Raw genomic sequence first — 17331 nt, 5'->3', positions numbered from 1 at the left:
AGATATTCAAGATTCTAAACCGACTTCGCGATGAGGGCGTCGATCTGGACGCTGAGACGCGCGCCGAGGGGCCAGCCGATGTAGTGGGTCAGGAAGATGGCGATCTCGCGGAGCTCGTCCGGGGACAGCTCGCCGTTACTCAGCGCGGCCGGCAACTGGATGTCGAGGACGTCGTTGAAACCCCTGCTTGCCAGCGCGCCGATGAGCAGGAGCCGCCGGTCGCGCATGGACAGGCCGGGCCTGGTCCAGATCTCGGCGAAGAGGTGGTCGACAGTGATGCCGAAGAAGTCGCCCGGCGCGTCGCCGATCTCCCAGCCGTAGACCTGGCGCATCATCTCCAACCCGCGTTCCCGGCGTTCGTCGGTCATGGGATCTCCTTCCGAAGCAGGCCGAGGCCGTCGGCCAGGCGGTCGCGGGCCAGCTCGGCCAGGGGGGTGTCCACGCCGAGCTCGCGGGCCAGCTCCAGCGCCAGGTCCAGGTCCTTCTCGCCGAGAGCCAGTACGTGGCGCATGATCCCGTACAGCGGATCGTCCTCGCCGAGCGGAGCCGTGGTGGCCCGGAGCATGATCGCTCCGGGCCCGCCCGTGACGGCGTCCGAATGCCGGACCACCCGGCCGAGCTTGCGCAGCGAGACCCCGGACGCCTCCGCCAGCCGCTGCGCCTCGGCGGCGGCGGCGAAGGCGACGAAGTGCAGCAGGTTGCGGGCCAGCTTGGCGCGGGTGCCCGCGCCGACCGGCCCCACGTGCAGGACGAGGTCCGCCCACGCCCCGAACGGCCGCTCACAGCGGGCGAACGCGTCGTCGCCGCCGCCGACCATGACCGCGAGCGTGCCCGCCTGCGCTCCCATGAAGCCGCCGCTGACCGGCGCGTCGACGACCTCGATCCCGTACGGCGCTGCCAGCCCGGCGAGCTCCACGGCCGTGCCGGGCCGGATCGTGGAGTGGACGGCGATGACGGTGCCCGGCTCGGCGGCGGGCAGCAGCCCGGACACGACCTCGTGCACCTGGTCGTCGTCGCGCACCATGACGGAGACGAACCGGCTGGCGGCGGCCAGCTCGCCGACGTCCGCCGCGGCCCGCGCCCCCGCCTCCACCAGCGGCGCCATGGCCTCCGGCCGGGTGTCGTAGACGGTGACGCCGAGGCCGATCAGGTGCCTGGCCATGGGGGCGCCCATCTGGCCGAGTCCGGCGAAGCCATAGGTCATGATCGGAACACCTCGCCGCCGTCGACGTTGAGGATCTGCCCGGTGACCCAGGCGGCCTCGTCGGACAGCAGGAACAGGCACATGCCGACCAGGTCCTGCGGGGTCCCCACTCGCTTGAGCGCCAGCTTGTCCCGGACGATCCGGTCGACCACCCCCGCGGGTACCACCGCGCGGTTGGCCTCGGTGTCGATCGGGCCGGGCGCGATGGCGTTCACCCTGATGCCCATGCCGCCGAGCTCGTGGGCGAGCTGCTGAGTGAGGCCGTTGATCCCGGCCTTGGCCAGGCCGTAGAAGCCGGAGTACTGCCAGGCCGCGGTGGAGGACTGGTTGACGATCGCTCCGCCGCCGCGTCTGGCCAAGTGCGTATGCGCGGCGCGGGCGCACAGGAGGGCGCCGTCCAGGTTCACCGCCATGAACCGCCGGTAGTAATCCCAGTCGACGGTCAGCAGGAAGTCCAGCCGCATCGTGCCGAAGATCGCGGCGTTGTTCACCAGGTAGTCGATGCCGCCGAACCGCTCCGCCGCCGCGTCGGTCATCCGCTGGACGGAGTCCGGGTCGGACACGTCGGTACGTACGTACAGGCCCTTGATCTCGTCGGCGACGGCGGCGCCTTGCTCGCTGACGTCGGCGACCACGACGCTCGCGCCCTCGGCGGCCAGGGCCCGCGCGTAGACCCGGCCGATGCCCTGGGCGGCTCCGGTGACGATGGCGACTTTTCCCTCGAAGCGCCTCATGACACCCCTTCCGCGATCGACTTGGTCTCCAGGTACTCCTCGAAACCGGCCACACCCATCTCCCTGCCGATCCCCGACTGCTTGTAGCCGCCGAACGGCACGTCGGCGGCGTACCAGACGCCGCCGTTCACGCTCACCGTGCCGGTCCGCAGCCGCCGCGCCACGGCCCGCGCCCGCTCCGGGTCGCCGCCGTGGACCGCGCCGGACAGCCCGTACGGCGAGTCGTTGGCCAGCCGGACCGCGTCGTCGTCGCCGTCGTGCGGCAGGATCACCAGCACCGGACCGAAGATCTCCTCCCTGGCCGTCCTGGTCTCGTTGGTGAGCCCGGTGATCAGGGTCGGCTCGATCCAGAAACCCCGGTCGCGGCCGGCCGGGCGCCCGCCCCCGGTGGCGAACGCGCCGCCCTCCTCGACCGCCAGCTTCAGGTAGCCCTCGATCCGGTCGCGCTGGCGGGCGGAGATGACCGGCCCGCAGACCGTGCGACCATCGCCCGGGTCGCCGGTGCCCAGCTTCCTCATGGTGGTCGCGGTCAGGTGCACGGCCTCGTCGTACCTCTCACGCGGGACGAACAGGCGGGTGGTGAGCGCGCAGCCCTGCCCGGCGTGGGTGAGCGCGGCGAAGGCCGCGTAGGAGCAGGCGGCACGGAGATCGGCGTCGGCCAGCACGATGAACGCCGACTTGCCGCCGAGCTCCAGGAAGACCCGCTTGAGGCCGTCCGCGGCGGCGCGCATGACCGCACGCCCCGTGCCGGTCGAGCCGGTGAACGACAGCAGGTCCACCCGGGCATCGGCGCAGAGCCGGGCGCCCAGCTCGTGGTCGGCGCCGGTGATGACGTTGACGACGCCTGGTGGGATGTCCGTCTCCTCCTGGACGAGCACGCCGAGCGCCGCCGCGCACCACGGCGTGTCGGGGGCCGCCTTGAGGACGATCGTGTTGCCCGCGGCCAGCGCCGGGCCGAGCTTGGCCAGGTTGATCTGGTGCGGGAAGTTCCACGGGGTGATCGCGCCGACCACGCCCACCGGCTCGCGGACGACGCGGCGGTCGCTGGCCAGGCCCATGGGCGCGGCCCGGCCGAGGTCCCGTTCCCAGTCGTAGCGCTCGGCGAGGTCGGCGAACCAGCGCAGGTCGGCCACCGGCGTGTCGAGCTGCGCGCCGTACGTCAGGAATCTGGGCGCGCCCGCCTCCGCGATCGTCAGCTCGCGCAGCTCCTCGGCGTGGCGGGTGAGAGCCTCGCTGAGCTGGCGCAGGCAGCGTACGCGCAGGGCGAGGTCGGTGGCCCAGGGGGAGGAGTCGAAGGCGTGGCGGGCGGCGGCGACGGCGTGGTCCAGGTCGGCGGGGGTGGCGTCGGCGGCCTCGCCCAGGACCTCCTCAGTGGCCGGGTCGAGCGTGCCGAAGCGGTGGTCGCCGGGGACGAGCCGCCCGTCGATCAGGAGCGGCGAAGCGGCACCTGCGCCGAACAAGCGATCGGTTGTTCTGGACACATGTCCAGACTACAGTTCACCGTATGACGGCACGCAAGGACTATTCCGGAGAATTCGATCCGGGCTTCCGCTATGAGGACCTGTCGAAGGAGGCACTGGTCCGTCTCGTCCGGGAGTACGCCTTGATCGTCCATCTGCTCGACCGCTCGACGCTGATCGCGGTCGGCATGCGGTACGGGCAGCGGGTCGTCGAGGAGATCGCCATCCAGGAGTGGCAGGGCGCGAGCCCGATCTACACCGAGCGCATCCGCGAGATCATGCGGATCGAGGGCGACGGCGTGTCGGCCATCTTCAAGTGCCTGCAGCTCGACCCCGGTTTCGCGCAGCACTACATGGACGTCGAGTACGAGCTCGTCTCGGAGACCCACGGGTTCTTCCAGCTCCGCACCTGCGGGGCGCTGCTGGACGTGGAGCCGTTCGGCGAGCGCGCGATCCGCGGCATGTGCCATCACATCGAGGACGGCACCTTCGACTGGACCGCGCAGGCGGTCAACCCGCGCGCCCGGATCCGCCCGGTGCACCGGCCGCCGCGCGTCCCCGGTGACCGCGTCCCGCACTGCCGGTGGGAGGTCATCATCGACGACGAGACCGAGCCCGTGGGGGAGGCCGAGATCACCAGGATGACGCGCGGCACCACGGCGGCCGCCTTCCGCTTCCCACCCATGAAGGACGGCACACCGCACGTGCCCGCCTGACGCGGACGCGGCCCGCGCGGCGTCCGCGTCACCAGATGGAGGCCGGGGCCTGGCCGCGACGGTAGTAGCCGGGGATCGCGGCGCCGGAGGCGGCCCGGTCCAGGCGGCGCTTCATCCCGTCCGACAGCACCCCCGCCTTCATCATCTCGACGAACACCGACGTCACGTTGCCCAGGTCGAACCAGTCCCGCTGCCACGACCACCGGAAGCCGCCCGCGTACCTGAAGCGGCTGCCGCCGATCCCCGCCACCTCGTACGCCATGCCGTCCGGCCGGCGGGCGTCGGCGACCTGCTTCCAGAAACCGACCACCTCGCCGCCGCGGTCGTCGATGAGGATGCTCTGGTACGGGTAGGACCAGCCGTCCAGGCCGCCCATCTCCGAACCGAGGGCCAACTCGCGGATCTCGTCGCGGCCGACGGCCATGAAGTCCTGGTCCGGGCCGACGTTCCAGCCGTAGGTCGCGTCCTCGGTGTACAGCTCGGCCAGCGGGCGCCAGTCGCCGAGCTCCTCGCACCGGCGGTTGGCCGCCAGCCACCGGCGCACCATCTCTTCGAGTTCGTCACGGGGGAAGGCCGGCATGTCGTCACTCCTTAGACGTCGACAGCGCCCGGGTGGGGCAGTAACGGATGGCCGCCTCGACCTGCTCGCGCATCGACTCGGGCGGTGACGGGTCGAGCACGCGGACCTTCCCCTTGCGCGGCACCTCGAAGACCTCGGGCGCCTCCAGCTCGCACATCGCGTGCCCCTGGCACAGGTCCAGATCGGCGACGACCCTCACCGCCGCCTCCGCCGGTACCGCACCATGCAGGGCCGGGCGAGCTGGACCACCATCTTGGAATGGTCGTTGCGGTAGGAGCCGGACTCCTGGGCGAGAGCGAACTCCCAGTCGCGCAGCAGCACCGAGAAGATCGCCTTGAGCTGGATCATCGCGAAGTTGGCCCCCACGCAGCGATGCCTGCCCGCCCCGAACGGCACCCACGTCCACCGGTTGACCAGATCCTCCTCGCGCGGCTTGGCATAGCGAGCCGGGTCGAAGGCGTCCGGCCGGGGGAAGTCCGCGGCGATCCGGTTGGAGACGGCCAGACCGCAGCCGACCATCGTCCCCGCCGGGATCCGGTGGCCGAGCACCTCCTGCTCGGACTTGGCCACCCGCAGCAGCAGGATGAGCGGCGGGTGCAGCCGCAGCGCCTCCTTCACCGCCGATTCGAGCAGCGGGATCTCCCGCAGCGCCTGGAAGCTGACCTCCGACCCGTCGGCGTACAGCCCGTCGAGCTCCGCGACGACCTCCCGCAGCACGTCAGGGTTGCGCAGCAGCTCGATCAGCGTCCAGGCCGCGGTCCCCGAGGTGGTGTGGTGCCCGGCGAACATCATCGAGATGAACATCCCGGTGATCTGGTCCGCCGAGAACCTGCCCAGCGACATCAGCACGTCGAGCAGGTCCCGGTCCTCGCCCGCCGGACCCGAGCGGGCGGCCATGATGCCCTCGACCAGCGTGACGAGCTGGGCGCGGGCCGCGTCGCGGCGGCGGAAGCTGTCGATGTCGGCGTACGGGTCGACATAGGCCAGCGCGTCGGTGCCCTGCTCCAGGTCGTGGTACAGCTCGGCGAAGCGCCGGTCCAGCTGCTCACGGAACCGCTTGCCGATCAGGCACGCCGAGGAGGTGTAGATGGTCAGCTCGGCGAACCAGTCGAGCAGGTCGATCTCCCCCTCCTCCTCCCATGACGCGACCATCCGCTCCACCTCGGCGGCGATCGTGGCGGCGTGCCCCTTGAGGAAGGAGCCCTTCAGCGCCTGGTTGTGCAGCGCCTCGCGGCGCTGCTCGGGCGTGGCGTCGAAGACGACGCCCTCGCCGAAGATCGGCGTCATGAACGGGTACGCCTCGGCCTGGTCGAGCTCCTCGTCCGGGGCGCGGAAGAAGAACTCGTTGGCCTCGGCGCCCGACAGCAGCACCACCGGCCGCCCGGCCAGCCGGAACTCGCCGACCGCGCCGCACTCCTCGCGCACCCGCCGCATCAGCGCGATCGGGTCGGTACGCAGTTCCGCCAGATGGTCGGGGCCACCGGAGACGAGCATCGGCTCCCTCATCGCACCTTCGCCTCCGGCTGGACCTCCACGAGCGTCAGGTGGGTGCCGCGGGGCGCCTCGACGACGACGGCGATCGCGGCGGCGACGTCCTCCGGCCGGAGGAAGTACGGATGGCGGGCCAGCCCCCACTTGACCCACTCCTCCAGGACCTCACCGGTGGTCTCGGCGTCCCAGCCCATGCCCATGCCGGTCATCGTCGGGCCGGGCCGGACGATCGAGGCGCGCACCCCGGTGCCCTCCAGCTCCATCTGCAGCACCCTGGCCATGCCCTCGATGCCGTTCTTGGCCGCCACGTAGGCGCCCATCCGGGTGCGCGGTGAGCGTACGACGTCGGAGGAGACGAGCACGACGTCCCCGCGCCCGCGTTCGACCATGCCGGGCACGACGTGCGAGACCAGGCGGTGCGCGCCGACCAGGTGCACCCCGACCTGGGCGGCGAAGCCCGCGGAGTCCAGCTCGTGGACCCGTTCCGCGCTCAGGTCGCCGGCCCCGCTGACCACGATCTCGGGAGCGCCGAGCGCGTCGGCCGCGGCCGAGACGAAGCGCTGGACCGAGTCGGACTCGGCCACGTCCAGCGCGTGGGCGAACGTCTCCGCGCCCTCCTTACTGAGGGCATCGGCGAGTTCGCGGCATTTGTCGGCCCGGCGGGCGCCGAGGGCGACCGGGTGGCCCTTGGCGGCGAGCAGGGCGGCGGTGGCGGCGCCGATCCCGGAGGAGGCTCCGGTGACCAGCGCGGGGCGGCGTAGCGGGTGCGGTGCGAAGCGCGGCATGGGCGGCCCAATCGCTAGGCGGCGGAAACGGAGACGGGCAGTGCGGCGAAGCCGCGGACGTTGACCGAGTGCACGCGCGCCACGCCGCCCTCGTCCACGTCGTAGTGGCGGACCCGCCTGACGAACTCGGTCAGCGCGATGCGGGCCTCCAGCCTGGCCAGGTTCGCGCCCAGGCAGAAGTGCCTGCCCCCGCCGAAGCTGATGAGCTGGGAGGTGTCGCGGTCCAGGTCGTAGCGGTCCGGGTCGTCGAACACGCGCGGGTCCCGGTTGGCCGCGCCGACGAGCAGCAGCAGGCGGTCCCCGGCGGGCACGGTCGTGCCGTACAGCTCGGTGTCGGTGGCGACCGTGCGGGCCAGGATCTGGCTGGAGGCGTCGAAGCGCAGCGTCTCCTCCACCCAGTCGGTGACCCGGCCCGGATCCCGCATGGGCTTGGCCAGCTCGGCGGGATGGCGCCAGCCCCAGTACAGCGCGTTGGCCAGCAGCTTGGTGGTCGTCTCGTTGCCCGCCACCACCATCAGGAACAGGAACGCCACGACCTCCTCCTCCGCCAGCCGGTCGCCGCCCTCCTCGGCGGCCAGCAGCGCGGAGGTGAGATCGCTCCCCGGTCTGGCCCGCCGCTCGGTGACCAGGTCCTGGTAGTAGCCGATGAGCGTCAGCGCCGCCTCCATCCCGGCGACCGGGACGTCGAACAGCCCGTCCTCACGGTGCATGACCAGGTCGGCCAGGCGCCGCAGCTCGTCCCGGTCGGCCTCGGGGACGCCCATCAGCTCGCAGACGACGTCCATCGGCAACCGGCCCGCGAAGTCGGCGACGAAGTCGAAGTCGCCACGCGCCACGGCGGGCGCGAGATGGTGTTCGGTCAGGCGCAGGATGCCGCCTTCGAGCTCGCGCACCCGGCGCGGGGTGAAGCCCTTGGCGACCAGGGAGCGCATCCGGGTGTGCGAGGGCGGGTCCAGGGCCAGGAAGGACATCGTCCGGTGCGCGGCCGGCCCCCACGCGCTGGGGTCCAGGGAGACACCGTTGGCGTTGGAGAAGCGCTGGTGGTCGCGGAACGCGCCGGCCACGTCGGCGTGCCGGGAGACGGCCCAGAAATCCAGGTCGTCGCTGCGGTAGAGCGGGGCCTCCTCGCGGAGGCGGGCGTAGATCGGGTACGGGTCTTCGTGGACGGCGTAGTCGTAGGGGCTGTATAAGAGCGGGTCCACGGGCTACCTCACGATCAGCTCGGCGACTTCCGCCAGGCGGTCGGCGGTCTCGGTGTAGGAGATGTAGCCCATCCCGGCCTGGACCAGCGCGCCCGCGTAGGCGATCTCCAGGGCGTTGAGGACCTTGCGATCGGCGGCCGGGCCGAGCGCGGTACGCAGCCGCCGGCGGATGCTCAGCCCGATGCGCAGCCGCAGCTCCTGGACGTCGGGGTCGGTGCCGAGCATGGCGGTGGTGCACGCGGCGGCCAGGCGCGGCTCGTCGGCGACCAGCAGGGCGATCTCCCGGAGCGCGGTGATCACCTGGCCCGCCTCGCCGGTCGTCTCGATCGGCGGCAGGGCGCTCAGGCGGCGCCAGAACACCTCGGTGACCAGGTGGTTCTTGGAGGAGAAATAGGTGTAGGCGGTCGCCGGGGCGACACCCGCCCGGCGGGCCACGTTGCGGACGGTCAGCCCCTCGAAGCCGCTCTCGCGCACCTCCTCGACCGCCGCGTCGGTCAGCCGCCGCACGGTGTCGGCCTGCCGCCGGTTCAGCCGCCGCCGGGTGGACTCTGTCACGACATCGCTGGACACATGTCCAGACGATAGTTCAGCAGGTGTCCTCCGGCAAGGCGGTAGTTATCCAGGTTTGGGATGGCATGGAAGGATAGGCGGCGTGCGCCGCGCCCTGTCCGTGTTAGCCGTCACGCTCACCGCATGCTCGGCCGCCCAGCCCCCGGTCCCGTCCGCTACGGGCTCGCCCGGTCCCGTCGTGAGTCAGGACAGTCCCGCGCCGACCCCCGGCAAACTGCGCTTCACCAAGCTCGCCGAGCTGGCCAAGCCCGTGGCGTTCGCGGTACGGAAGGGCGACCGGCGTTTGTACGTCGCCGAGCAGGGCGGCCGGCTGAAGACCCTCGACGGCGACACGATCGTGAACCTGTCGGGAGAGGTCAGCGGCGGCAACGAGCAGGGCCTGCTCGGCGTGGCCTTCCACCCGTCGGGCCGCTGGCTCTACCTCGACTGGACCGACGCGAGCGGCGACACGCACGTGACCGAATGGGCGTACGACGGCAAGGAGGCCACCCGCAGGCGTGACGTGCTGACCCAGGACCAGCCCTACGCCAACCACAACGGCGGCCAACTGGCCTTCGGTCCCGACGGCCACCTCTACATCGCGCTCGGCGACGGCGGCAGCGGCGGCGACCCCCACCGCAACGGCCAGAACCTCGGCACGCTGCTCGGCAAGATCCTGCGCATCGACCCGCGCGGCACGCCGTACAAGATCCCCGACGACAACCCGTTCGTCGGCAAGGAGGGCGCGCGGACCGAGATCTGGGCGTACGGCCTGCGCAACCCCTGGCGGTTCGGCTTCGACCGCGACAACGGCGACCTCTGGATCGGCGACGTCGGGCAGGACCGTTGGGAGGAGGTCGACTACCAGCCGGCCGGATCCGAGGGCGGCGAGAACTACGGCTGGAACCTCCGCGAAGGCGACCAACCCTTCAGGGGCGGCAAGGGCCGCGAGCTCACCGACCCGGTGATCACCTATCCGCTCCACCAGGGCGGCAACTGCTCGGTGATCGCCGGCTACGTCTACCGAGGGGGCAAGATCCCCTGGCTGCAGGGTCAGTTCCTGTACGGCGACTTCTGCGCGGGGTGGGTCAAGGCCGCACCCGTCGACGAGCTGGACAAGGAGGCCAAGGTCGGGCAGGTCGAGCAGCTCTCGTCGTTCGGCGAGGGGCTGGACGGGGAGCTGTACGCGCTCAGCCTCCAAGGTCCCGTCTACCGGATCGATCCCGCCTGACGCGTTCGATCAGATCCTCGACCTGGTTGTTCAGCTGTGACCCGCGAGTCCAGCCCGCGTAGTGGGTGAGGAACACCACGACCTCCCGCAGCTGACTCTCATCCAGGTCGCCCGCGCGCAGCGCGGTGTCGAGCTGGACCTCCACCTGTTCGTCAATGCCCTGCCCGACGAGCAGGCCGAGCAGGAGCAGGCGGCGCTCTTTGACCGAGAGGGCACCGCGCGACCAGATGTCGGCGAACATCCGCTCCGCCATCATGCCGAAGCTGTCCACAGTCTCCATGGCCGGTTCTGTCATTGTCCGCTCCGGGTAGCAGGGATCCTTCTATCTTTCGCTACTTTGCCGGTCGAACCAATGGGGGGACGCCAACGTTGTACGGGCGTCCGCACAAGAGCCCGCATCCGATCTGTGCGGATCTGTAACAACTGAAGCCAATGTACGGCCAAGATTTGGTCAAGATTTTACACCGTGCACTCGGCCTCATTTCACATGAAAACGGGCAGAACAACTCCGTTGGTCCGTAAAGCGGAGGTAAGCCCAGGTGAAAAAAACACGGGCTTGGATCGCGCTCATGACCGCGATCTTCATGCTGTCAGCGTGCGGGCAGCCGGAGTTCACCTACGTACGCGACAGGGAAGGCACCACCTACTTCAAGGTGCCCTCCTCCTTCAGTCAGCTCAACACCGAAGCCATCGAGCTCTACCTGACCGGCGACCATCCGAACTCGGAGGCGGCCCGGCTGCGGCGCCAGCAGGTCTGGTCCACGGCCTTCGACCAGTCGGCGCAGCCGTCCGTCGAACACCTGCTCAGCTCAACGGATCCGTTCGTCTACGCCACCGTGCACAAGCTCACGGACGAGCAGCGGAACACGATCTCGCTGGACCGGCTCCGCGACTTCATCCTGCCGGTGACCGGGCAGGTCCGCACGCTCTACGAGGCCAAGGCGGCCCAGACGGGGCGGCAGCCGCTGTTCAAGGGGTTCGAGCTGATCAGCGATCAGATCCTCCAGCTCGACCGCGGCGCCAGGGGAGTGCGGGTCCGCTTCAACTACCAGATCGGCGCCGACGTCCAGACCTTCGACCACACCGCCATCCTCGACGAGCAGGCAGCCACGGTCTCCGTGATGCTCATCGGTTGCCAGTCCATCTGCTTCCGAGCGCGCTCGGCTGAGTTCGACAAGATCGAGCAAACCTTCAAGCTGCTCCGGCTGCCCGGATGAAGGAGCACCATTGACCACGACCACGCATCACAGCGGGCTGCGCGCGCCCGGAAGCGGCCCGGCTGATCCCGAAGCCATGACCAGGAAGAAGATGCCGTTCTGGGCCCGGAGCAAGTTCCTCATCGGGCTGGTCCTCGCCTTCTTCGTTCTCACCTGGAAGGTGATGGCCGACTTCGAGGGCATCGTGTCCTTCGGCGAGGCCATGCGCGCCATCGCGTACGCCTATCAATGGATTTTCTGGCTGCTGGGCGTCGAGGCCCTGCGGCAGTTGCACTTCTTCGTCAGCGAGCGATGGTCGGCTTACCACCGCTTCTGGAGCCAGGGGGTCTTCGGCGGGTTCGAGCGGTGGTCCCACCGGCGGTTCGACGACTGGACCAGGTATCGTTTCGCCCTCGCCGCCAAGATCATCTTCTGGGTGGTGCTGATCGCGCTGGTACTCGGCGCGGTGCTCGACACCAGCCCGCTGCTCGCCCTGTTCAGCGCGCCCGCGCTGATCTGGAAGGCGATGCCGTTCCTGGTCCAGATCGTGTTCCTGTTCTTCGTGGTCATCATCCAGTTCGTCGGCCTGTTCTGGTTCCTGTCCAGAGGCGGCGTGGAGACGTACTTCCCCGATGACATCAAGACCCGCTTCTCCGACGTCTGGGGACAGGACCACGTGGTCGAACGGGTTCAGGAGAACATCGTCTTCCTCGAACGGCCCGACGAGATCGAGAAGCGCGGGGGCTACGTGCCCAGCGGGCTGCTGCTGTGGGGGCCGCCGGGCACCGGCAAGACGCTGATGGCCGAGGCGGTGGCCGGCGAGACCGGCAAGCCGTACGTGTTCGTCGACCCCGGCGCGTTCACGAACATGTTCATGGGCATCGGCATCCTCAAGGTCAAGACGCTCTTCAGGAAGCTGCGCAAGCTCGCGCTCAGGTACGGCGGGGTGATCGTCTTCTTCGACGAGGCCGACTCGCTCGGCAAGCGCGGCCGGCTCGCCCAGCAGGGCCCGCCGGGGCAGGGCGGGGGCTTCTCCGGCTGCCACGGGGTCAACTACCTGTCCGAGGAGAGCCGCTCGGTGCTCGCCTTCCGCGCCCGGCGGGAGGTGGCGGAGCCGGCCACCCGCAACCGCTTCTTCATGGGCGGCGGCGGTGGCATGAACAGCGGCGACCCGGGCACCCTGCAGGCCCTGCTCACCGAGCTGTCCGGGCTCAAGAAGCCGCGCGGGTTCTTCAACCGCCTGATCAGGCGGCTGCTCGGGATGCGGCCCAAGCCGCCGCCCAAGTTCCGCATCCTCGTCATGATGGCCACCAACCGGCCCGACGCGCTCGACGAGGCCCTGCTGCGGCCCGGCCGCATCGACCGCATCTACAAGGTCGGCTACCCCTCCAAGGCCGGACGGGTCCGTACGTACCAGGGCTATTTCGACAAGGTCGACCACGAGCTGACCGAGCAGCAGATCGACAAGCTCGCCACCATCACCCCCTACGCGACGGGCGCCACGATCAAGGACCTGGTCAACGAGTCGCTGATCACCGCGATCCGCGACGGCCGCGAGGTCATCTCCTGGTCCGACGTACTGCGGGCCAAACGGCTCAAGCAGCTCGGCCCGCCCGAGGACGTCGAGTACATCGAGCGGGAACGGCACGCGGTGGCCGTGCACGAGGCGTGCCACGCCGTGGTGGCCTACGTGACCCGCTTCCACCTGGAGATCGACATCGCCACGATCGAGAAGGGAGCCGACTACCTCGGCATGGTCGCCTCGATCAAGCCCGAGGACCAGTTCACCCGGTGGAAGTCCGAGTACGAGGCCGACATCATGGTCTCGCTCGCCTCCCTGGCCGGGGAGCGGATGTTCTTCAGCGAGGACAACTCCTCCGGCGTCTCCGGCGACCTGCACTCGGCGACGTACCTGACCGCGCTCATGGAGTCGTACTGGGGGATGGGCTCGGGCGTCACCTCGCTGCCCGCGCTGCAGGAGCTGGAGATCCACGGCGGCAAGGCGATGCCGCGGCGCGGCGGCGGTGGCGGGCCCATCGGCATCACCGAGCGGGAGCCGAGCCGGGGTCAGCCCGAGCTGGCGCCCGACGTGCTGGGGGAGCGGATCGAGTTCAACCTGGTCCGGCTGCTGGAGAAGACCGAGCGGCTGCTGGAGGAGCATCGCAGGGATGTGCTCTGCCTCGCGCACGCGCTGGAGACGCACAAGACGCTGAACGGCGATGACGTGGTGGCGATCATCGAGCGGGCGGCCGGGCCGCTCATCGACGGCACGATCTACAGCTCCGACGAGCTGTACCAGGAGCTGGAGGAGTACCACCGCGACGCGGCCAGGGCGCACAAGGAGCACAGCCGGATCGAGCGCGACCTGCCCGGCCACGTGGAGGAGGAGCCTGCCCACCAGCCCAACGGCCAGACCGCGAGTCGGCCGAATGGCCAGCCCGTTGGTCAGCCAGGTCAGTCCGGTGGTTGGCGCGCAGGGCCGGTTTTCCAGCCTGGGGTCGCCGAGCCGGTGGGGACTGTCGTGTCCGCCGAGCCGGTCGTGGTGACCGCTGAGATCGTCGCCGGGCCCACCGCGGTGGTCGCCGAGCCGGGCCGGCCCGAGTTCGTACCGTGGGCTCCCGATCCGACGCCCGTTTACGCGGCGGCGCCACCGCCCCTCCCGGCGGAGCCGCCGCCGCCCAGGCGCCGGGCGTGGGTGGTCGTCGCCAGCCTGCTCGCGCTCGTCGTCCTCGCGCTCATCACCGGGCTGGCCCTCACGGGCGCGACCCCGGTCGTCGGGCTGGCCTCGCCCGGGCTGCTGCTCGTCCTGTTCGTCGTCGTGGTGGCGGTGATCGTGGGCGCCGGCCTGGCGCTCATCGCCATCAAGGCCGTACGAGCGGCGCAGACCAAGGCGGAACACGAACGCGACCAGGCCCACGCCAGGGCGCAACTGCTTGCCGCCGCGATGGACCCCGACACGGCCATGCGGCTGCTCGGCTACGACGGCAGAGGAACGGACGGGAGGGCCTAGATAAGGACGGGACCGCTCAGACGCGGACGGAACCGCTTAGATGCGCACGTCGAGCCGGCCGATCGGCTCGACCAGCTCCTCCTCTTCGTAGGCGAAGTGCGAGGACAGGACGGCGGACAGCCGCTCGGCCTCGGCCCGTACCTGGTCGAGGCCGGTGTCGCCGGCGACCAGCGCCACGCAGGCCTCGTCGAGCCGGGTCAGCAGCGCGGCGATGACCTCGTGCTCCTCCTTGAGCTTGTCGATCACCGGCCCCAGCGAGTCGTCCCGCTTGAGTATCGCCGGGAACATGGCCTCGTCCTCGATCGTGTGGTGCACGGTCACCAACCGGCAGAAGGTCGCGCAGAACGCGCCCAGCGTCCAGTAGTTCTGACGCATGGTCAGCTGATTGATCATCGACCGCAGCGCGGCGGCGTCGAGGGCGCCCGCGGCGACCTGGTCGAGCGCGTCCCGCACCTGCCGCATCTCCTGGCGGTAGCCGTCGTGCACGTCGACCAGATGCCGGCCGAGCTGCCGCTGCGCCGGTGTGAGCGCCTCCGGGTCATGCTTGGGTCCGCGCGGCCTGCGGGCCTCTTCGAGGTCAATGGTCACTAAATCCCCCTTTGTAACAAATGATCGCATGACCGGGGAATCGGGCGGTCCTACCCGGGTTGATTAACACGACGTTCACATTCGGGCAAAAACCGGGAAACGGTCAGCCGGAAGACTCGGCGTGGCTGTGAGACATCCTGAAAGGACCGACGTGAGCTACAAGGCTGAGTACATCTGGATCGACGGCACCGAGCCCACCGCACTTCTGCGCTCGAAGACGAAGATCCTCGCTGACGGAGCCGAGCCGTCGGTCTGGGGCTTCGACGGCTCCAGCACGAACCAGGCGGAGGGTCACTCGTCGGACCGCGTGCTCCGTCCGGTCTTCACCTGTCCCGACCCGATTCGCGGCGGCGCCAACGTGCTGGTCCTGTGCGAGGTCGAGGAGATCGACGGCGCTCCGCACAAGAGCAACACCCGCGCCCTGCTCCGCCCGATCGCCGAGCAGTTCGCCGACCAGGAGTCGTGGTTCGGCATCGAGCAGGAGTACACCTTCTTCAAGGGCAGCCGCCCGCTGGGCTTCCCCGAGGGCGGCTTCCCCGCCCCGCAGGGCCCCTACTACTGCGGTGTCGGCGCCGACGCCATCTTCGGCCGTGAGATCGTCGAGCTCCACCTCGACCGCTGCCTCGCCGCCGGCCTCGCGATCTCCGGCATCAACGCCGAGGTCATGCCGGGCCAGTGGGAGTTCCAGGTGGGTCCGGCCAGTCCGCTGGACGTCTCCGACCACATGTGGATCGCCCGCTGGCTGCTCTACCGCACGGCCGAGGAGTTCGGCGTGGAGGCCACGCTCGACGCCAAGCCCGCCCGTGGCGACTGGAACGGCGCCGGCGCGCACACCAACTTCTCCACCAAGGCCATGCGCGAGGGTTACGAGCCCATCATCACCGCCTGTGAGGCCCTCGGCGAGGGCGACAAGCCGATGGAGCACATCACCCAGTACGGCGTGGGCATCGAGAGCCGCCTGACCGGCGCCCACGAGACCGCCCCGTGGAACAAGTACAGCTACGGCGTCTCCAACCGCGGCGCCTCCGTACGCATCCCGTGGCAGGTCGAGGTGGAGAAGAAGGGCTACATCGAGGACCGCCGCCCCAACGCCAACGTCGACCCGTACGTGGTCACCCGCCTGCTGGTGAACACCTGCTGCTCGGCCCTGGAGAAGGCCGGCCAGGTCTGACCCCGGTCGTGAAGTGAGACGGAGGAACGCGGGCACCCCCGATGGGGCCCGCGTTCCTCCGTTTCTCACGCCAGGCGGGACTGGTAGACCCTTCGGGCCTCCTGCATGACCGCCAGGTAGTCGGCGCTCACCCGGTCCTTGACGAGCTCTTCCAGCAGTTCCAGCCAGCGCAGGCAGAAGGTCACGTCCTCCTCCCTGGCCACCCGCCGGCTCTCGACGTCCAGATAGACCGGGCTCGTGTGCGCCCGTACCTGGCCGCCGCCCTCGGCGACCGCCACCACGTAGGTCGGCCAGATCACCGTCAGCTCCGCCGTCACCTCGCCGGGCGGCCCCGCGGCCAGCTCGCCGTCGGCGGTCAGCAGCCGTACGTTCTCCACCAGCGGCCCGATCACCCGCCCGATGACCCGCACCCTGCTGCCGGGAGTCAGGTCGAGCGTGGCGCCGGGGCCGTGGCCCTCGACCGACAGCTCAAGGAACGGTCCAGTCGTGGCGAACGTGCGGCCGTGCCGTACCGCGTCGGCGTAGGACTCGGCGGTCAGCCGCCCGTCCACGTGCGCGTACGTGCGTTCGCGCCCGATCGGCCCGAGCCGCTGGGCCGTACCGGCGACGGCGGCGACGCGGTTGCCCGCGCCGATCAGCCTGCGGTAGGCGCGGTCCGAGCCGATCGCCGAACAGAAGCTGTCGACCAGGCCGAGCGCCGCGTCGACCACCGACAACCGGGCATCGTACTCCGGATCGCCCGCGCCGATGAGCTGCTCGGGCGTCTCGACCGGGCCGTAGAAGGCGTTGGCGTAGCCGATGAGCGCGCCGCGCTCGCGCAGCTTCCGCACCGTGTCGTGGCACCTTTCGGGGCCGAGCGCGTGGTGGGCGAGGTCCACCCGGGCCACGTGCGTCTCGTCCGACCACGGCAGATCGCGGCCCGACCAGTGCTCGACGGCCGCCATGTCCTGCTCGTCGCCCGGCAGCAGGTTGATCACGTGCAGGTCCTCGCCGTGCTGCGAGTCGGCCACCCACCGGGACGGCCGGTTGAGGTGGACGTGCAGGTCACCGCCATACCAGCCGCGCGCCGCCGCGTCGTAGATGCGCTGCGGCGCCAGCTCGACCAGCGTCTCGCCGTCGCCGGGCACGAGCGTGGTCTCCGCCGAGCCGTACTCCATGCCCCTGGCCGCCCTGATCGTCAGCGGCTCGCGCGGGACGTCGAGCACCAGGTCGTCGCCGTGGAAGTACGGCAGGCCGTCGAGGTCGCGCGCCGGTGGGGTGTCGCGCGGGAACCAGCCTTTGCCGTTGGCGCTCCACACGCTCCAGCGGCAGGGGAAGCCTGCCCGCAGCCGAAGCGTCCGCTTGGTCTTGATCGTCCTTAACGGTGTCGGATCGTCACTCATCGGCTTCTCCCTGTAATCGAAGGCGCCGATAT

Annotated in this window: 18 protein-coding genes; 5 read left to right on the top strand and 13 right to left on the bottom strand. The window is 70.2% G+C overall.

What is annotated here, in order from left to right:
• Nucleotides 1-14 precede the first annotated feature (14 nt).
• Genes AB0B91_RS02050 through AB0B91_RS02035 form a run of 4 tightly spaced genes read right to left on the bottom strand, consistent with a single transcriptional unit; the run spans nt 15 to nt 3419 of the window.
• Nucleotides 15-368 (bottom strand): carboxymuconolactone decarboxylase family protein, encoded by a 354-nt coding sequence (locus tag AB0B91_RS02050; RefSeq protein WP_358313815.1) that lies wholly within the window; start codon nt 366-368, stop codon nt 15-17.
• Nucleotides 365-1204, bottom strand: a complete 840-nt coding sequence (locus tag AB0B91_RS02045; protein WP_358313812.1) for an NAD(P)-dependent oxidoreductase — start codon at nt 1202-1204, stop codon at nt 365-367. The genes AB0B91_RS02050 and AB0B91_RS02045 overlap by 4 nt, the downstream gene beginning before the upstream one ends.
• Nucleotides 1201-1938, bottom strand: a complete 738-nt coding sequence (locus AB0B91_RS02040; protein ID WP_358313810.1) for an SDR family oxidoreductase — start codon at nt 1936-1938, stop codon at nt 1201-1203. Before AB0B91_RS02040 ends, AB0B91_RS02045 begins: the two co-directional genes overlap by 4 nt.
• Nucleotides 1935-3419 carry an aldehyde dehydrogenase gene (locus AB0B91_RS02035; RefSeq protein WP_358313808.1) on the bottom strand — a complete coding sequence of 495 codons (1485 nt, stop codon included), beginning with the start codon at nt 3417-3419 and terminating at the stop codon, nt 1935-1937. Before AB0B91_RS02035 ends, AB0B91_RS02040 begins: the two co-directional genes overlap by 4 nt.
• A gap of 23 nt (nt 3420-3442) precedes the next feature.
• Here AB0B91_RS02035 and AB0B91_RS02030 point away from each other — a divergent pair, with 23 nt between their 5' ends.
• Complete coding sequence (locus tag AB0B91_RS02030) at nt 3443-4114, top strand: hypothetical protein (RefSeq protein WP_358313805.1); 672 nt, start codon at nt 3443-3445, stop codon at nt 4112-4114.
• Between the two features lie 28 nt (nt 4115-4142).
• Here AB0B91_RS02030 and AB0B91_RS02025 read toward each other — a convergent pair whose 3' ends face one another.
• Genes AB0B91_RS02025 through AB0B91_RS02000 form a run of 6 tightly spaced genes read right to left on the bottom strand, consistent with a single transcriptional unit; the run spans nt 4143 to nt 8742 of the window.
• Nucleotides 4143-4694 carry a nuclear transport factor 2 family protein gene (locus AB0B91_RS02025; protein WP_358313802.1) on the bottom strand — a complete coding sequence of 184 codons (552 nt, stop codon included), beginning with the start codon at nt 4692-4694 and terminating at the stop codon, nt 4143-4145.
• A 4-nt stretch (nt 4695-4698) separates the two neighbouring features.
• The gene (locus AB0B91_RS02020; protein ID WP_219539621.1) at nt 4699-4893 is read right to left on the bottom strand and encodes a ferredoxin; all 195 of its coding nucleotides are present in this window, start codon (nt 4891-4893) and stop codon (nt 4699-4701) included.
• Nucleotides 4890-6200: a cytochrome P450 gene (locus tag AB0B91_RS02015; RefSeq protein WP_358313798.1), complete on the bottom strand. Its 1311-nt coding sequence runs from the start codon at nt 6198-6200 to the stop codon at nt 4890-4892. The genes AB0B91_RS02020 and AB0B91_RS02015 overlap by 4 nt, the downstream gene beginning before the upstream one ends.
• The gene (locus tag AB0B91_RS02010) at nt 6197-6970 is read right to left on the bottom strand and encodes an SDR family oxidoreductase (protein WP_358313795.1); all 774 of its coding nucleotides are present in this window, start codon (nt 6968-6970) and stop codon (nt 6197-6199) included. Before AB0B91_RS02010 ends, AB0B91_RS02015 begins: the two co-directional genes overlap by 4 nt.
• A gap of 14 nt (nt 6971-6984) precedes the next feature.
• Nucleotides 6985-8172 carry a cytochrome P450 gene (locus AB0B91_RS02005; RefSeq protein ID WP_358313792.1) on the bottom strand — a complete coding sequence of 396 codons (1188 nt, stop codon included), beginning with the start codon at nt 8170-8172 and terminating at the stop codon, nt 6985-6987.
• Between the two features lie 3 nt (nt 8173-8175).
• Nucleotides 8176-8742 carry a helix-turn-helix domain-containing protein gene (locus AB0B91_RS02000; protein ID WP_358313789.1) on the bottom strand — a complete coding sequence of 189 codons (567 nt, stop codon included), beginning with the start codon at nt 8740-8742 and terminating at the stop codon, nt 8176-8178.
• Nucleotides 8743-8824: 82 nt separating this feature from the next.
• On the opposite strand from AB0B91_RS02000, the gene AB0B91_RS01995 reads away from it, so the two are divergent.
• On the top strand, nt 8825-9952 hold the full coding sequence (locus tag AB0B91_RS01995) for a PQQ-dependent sugar dehydrogenase (RefSeq protein WP_358313786.1): 1128 nt from the start codon (nt 8825-8827) through the stop codon (nt 9950-9952).
• Here the strand turns inward: AB0B91_RS01995 and AB0B91_RS01990 are convergent.
• The gene (locus AB0B91_RS01990; RefSeq protein WP_358313783.1) at nt 9912-10247 is read right to left on the bottom strand and encodes a carboxymuconolactone decarboxylase family protein; all 336 of its coding nucleotides are present in this window, start codon (nt 10245-10247) and stop codon (nt 9912-9914) included. The two genes, AB0B91_RS01995 and AB0B91_RS01990, sit on opposite strands and share 41 nt — an antisense overlap.
• A gap of 274 nt (nt 10248-10521) precedes the next feature.
• On the opposite strand from AB0B91_RS01990, the gene AB0B91_RS01985 reads away from it, so the two are divergent.
• Together AB0B91_RS01985 and AB0B91_RS01980 are read left to right on the top strand one after the other, a co-directional pair.
• A complete protein-coding gene (locus AB0B91_RS01985; protein ID WP_358313780.1) occupies nt 10522-11169 on the top strand; it encodes a hypothetical protein in 648 nt (215 codons plus the stop codon).
• Between the two features lie 10 nt (nt 11170-11179).
• Nucleotides 11180-14158 carry an AAA family ATPase gene (locus AB0B91_RS01980; RefSeq protein ID WP_358313777.1) on the top strand — a complete coding sequence of 993 codons (2979 nt, stop codon included), beginning with the start codon at nt 11180-11182 and terminating at the stop codon, nt 14156-14158.
• 36 nt (nt 14159-14194) lie between these two features.
• Here AB0B91_RS01980 and AB0B91_RS01975 read toward each other — a convergent pair whose 3' ends face one another.
• Complete coding sequence (locus AB0B91_RS01975; protein ID WP_358313774.1) at nt 14195-14746, bottom strand: hemerythrin domain-containing protein; 552 nt, start codon at nt 14744-14746, stop codon at nt 14195-14197.
• 151 nt (nt 14747-14897) lie between these two features.
• Between AB0B91_RS01975 and glnII the strand changes: the two genes are divergently transcribed.
• A complete protein-coding gene (gene glnII / locus AB0B91_RS01970; RefSeq protein ID WP_358313772.1) occupies nt 14898-15917 on the top strand; it encodes a glutamine synthetase in 1020 nt (339 codons plus the stop codon).
• 65 nt (nt 15918-15982) lie between these two features.
• On the opposite strand, the gene AB0B91_RS01965 is transcribed toward glnII, so the two are convergent.
• Nucleotides 15983-17299 (bottom strand): CehA/McbA family metallohydrolase, encoded by a 1317-nt coding sequence (locus tag AB0B91_RS01965; RefSeq protein WP_358313770.1) that lies wholly within the window; start codon nt 17297-17299, stop codon nt 15983-15985.
• Nucleotides 17300-17331: the final 32 nt, after the last annotated feature.

This window comes from Nonomuraea sp. NPDC049141 (assembly GCF_040648415.1).
In the GTDB taxonomy this organism is placed as follows: domain Bacteria; phylum Actinomycetota; class Actinomycetes; order Streptosporangiales; family Streptosporangiaceae; genus Nonomuraea.
Note: the sequence above shows the minus strand (reverse complement) of the source record. Positions and strands in the feature narration are given on the sequence as shown.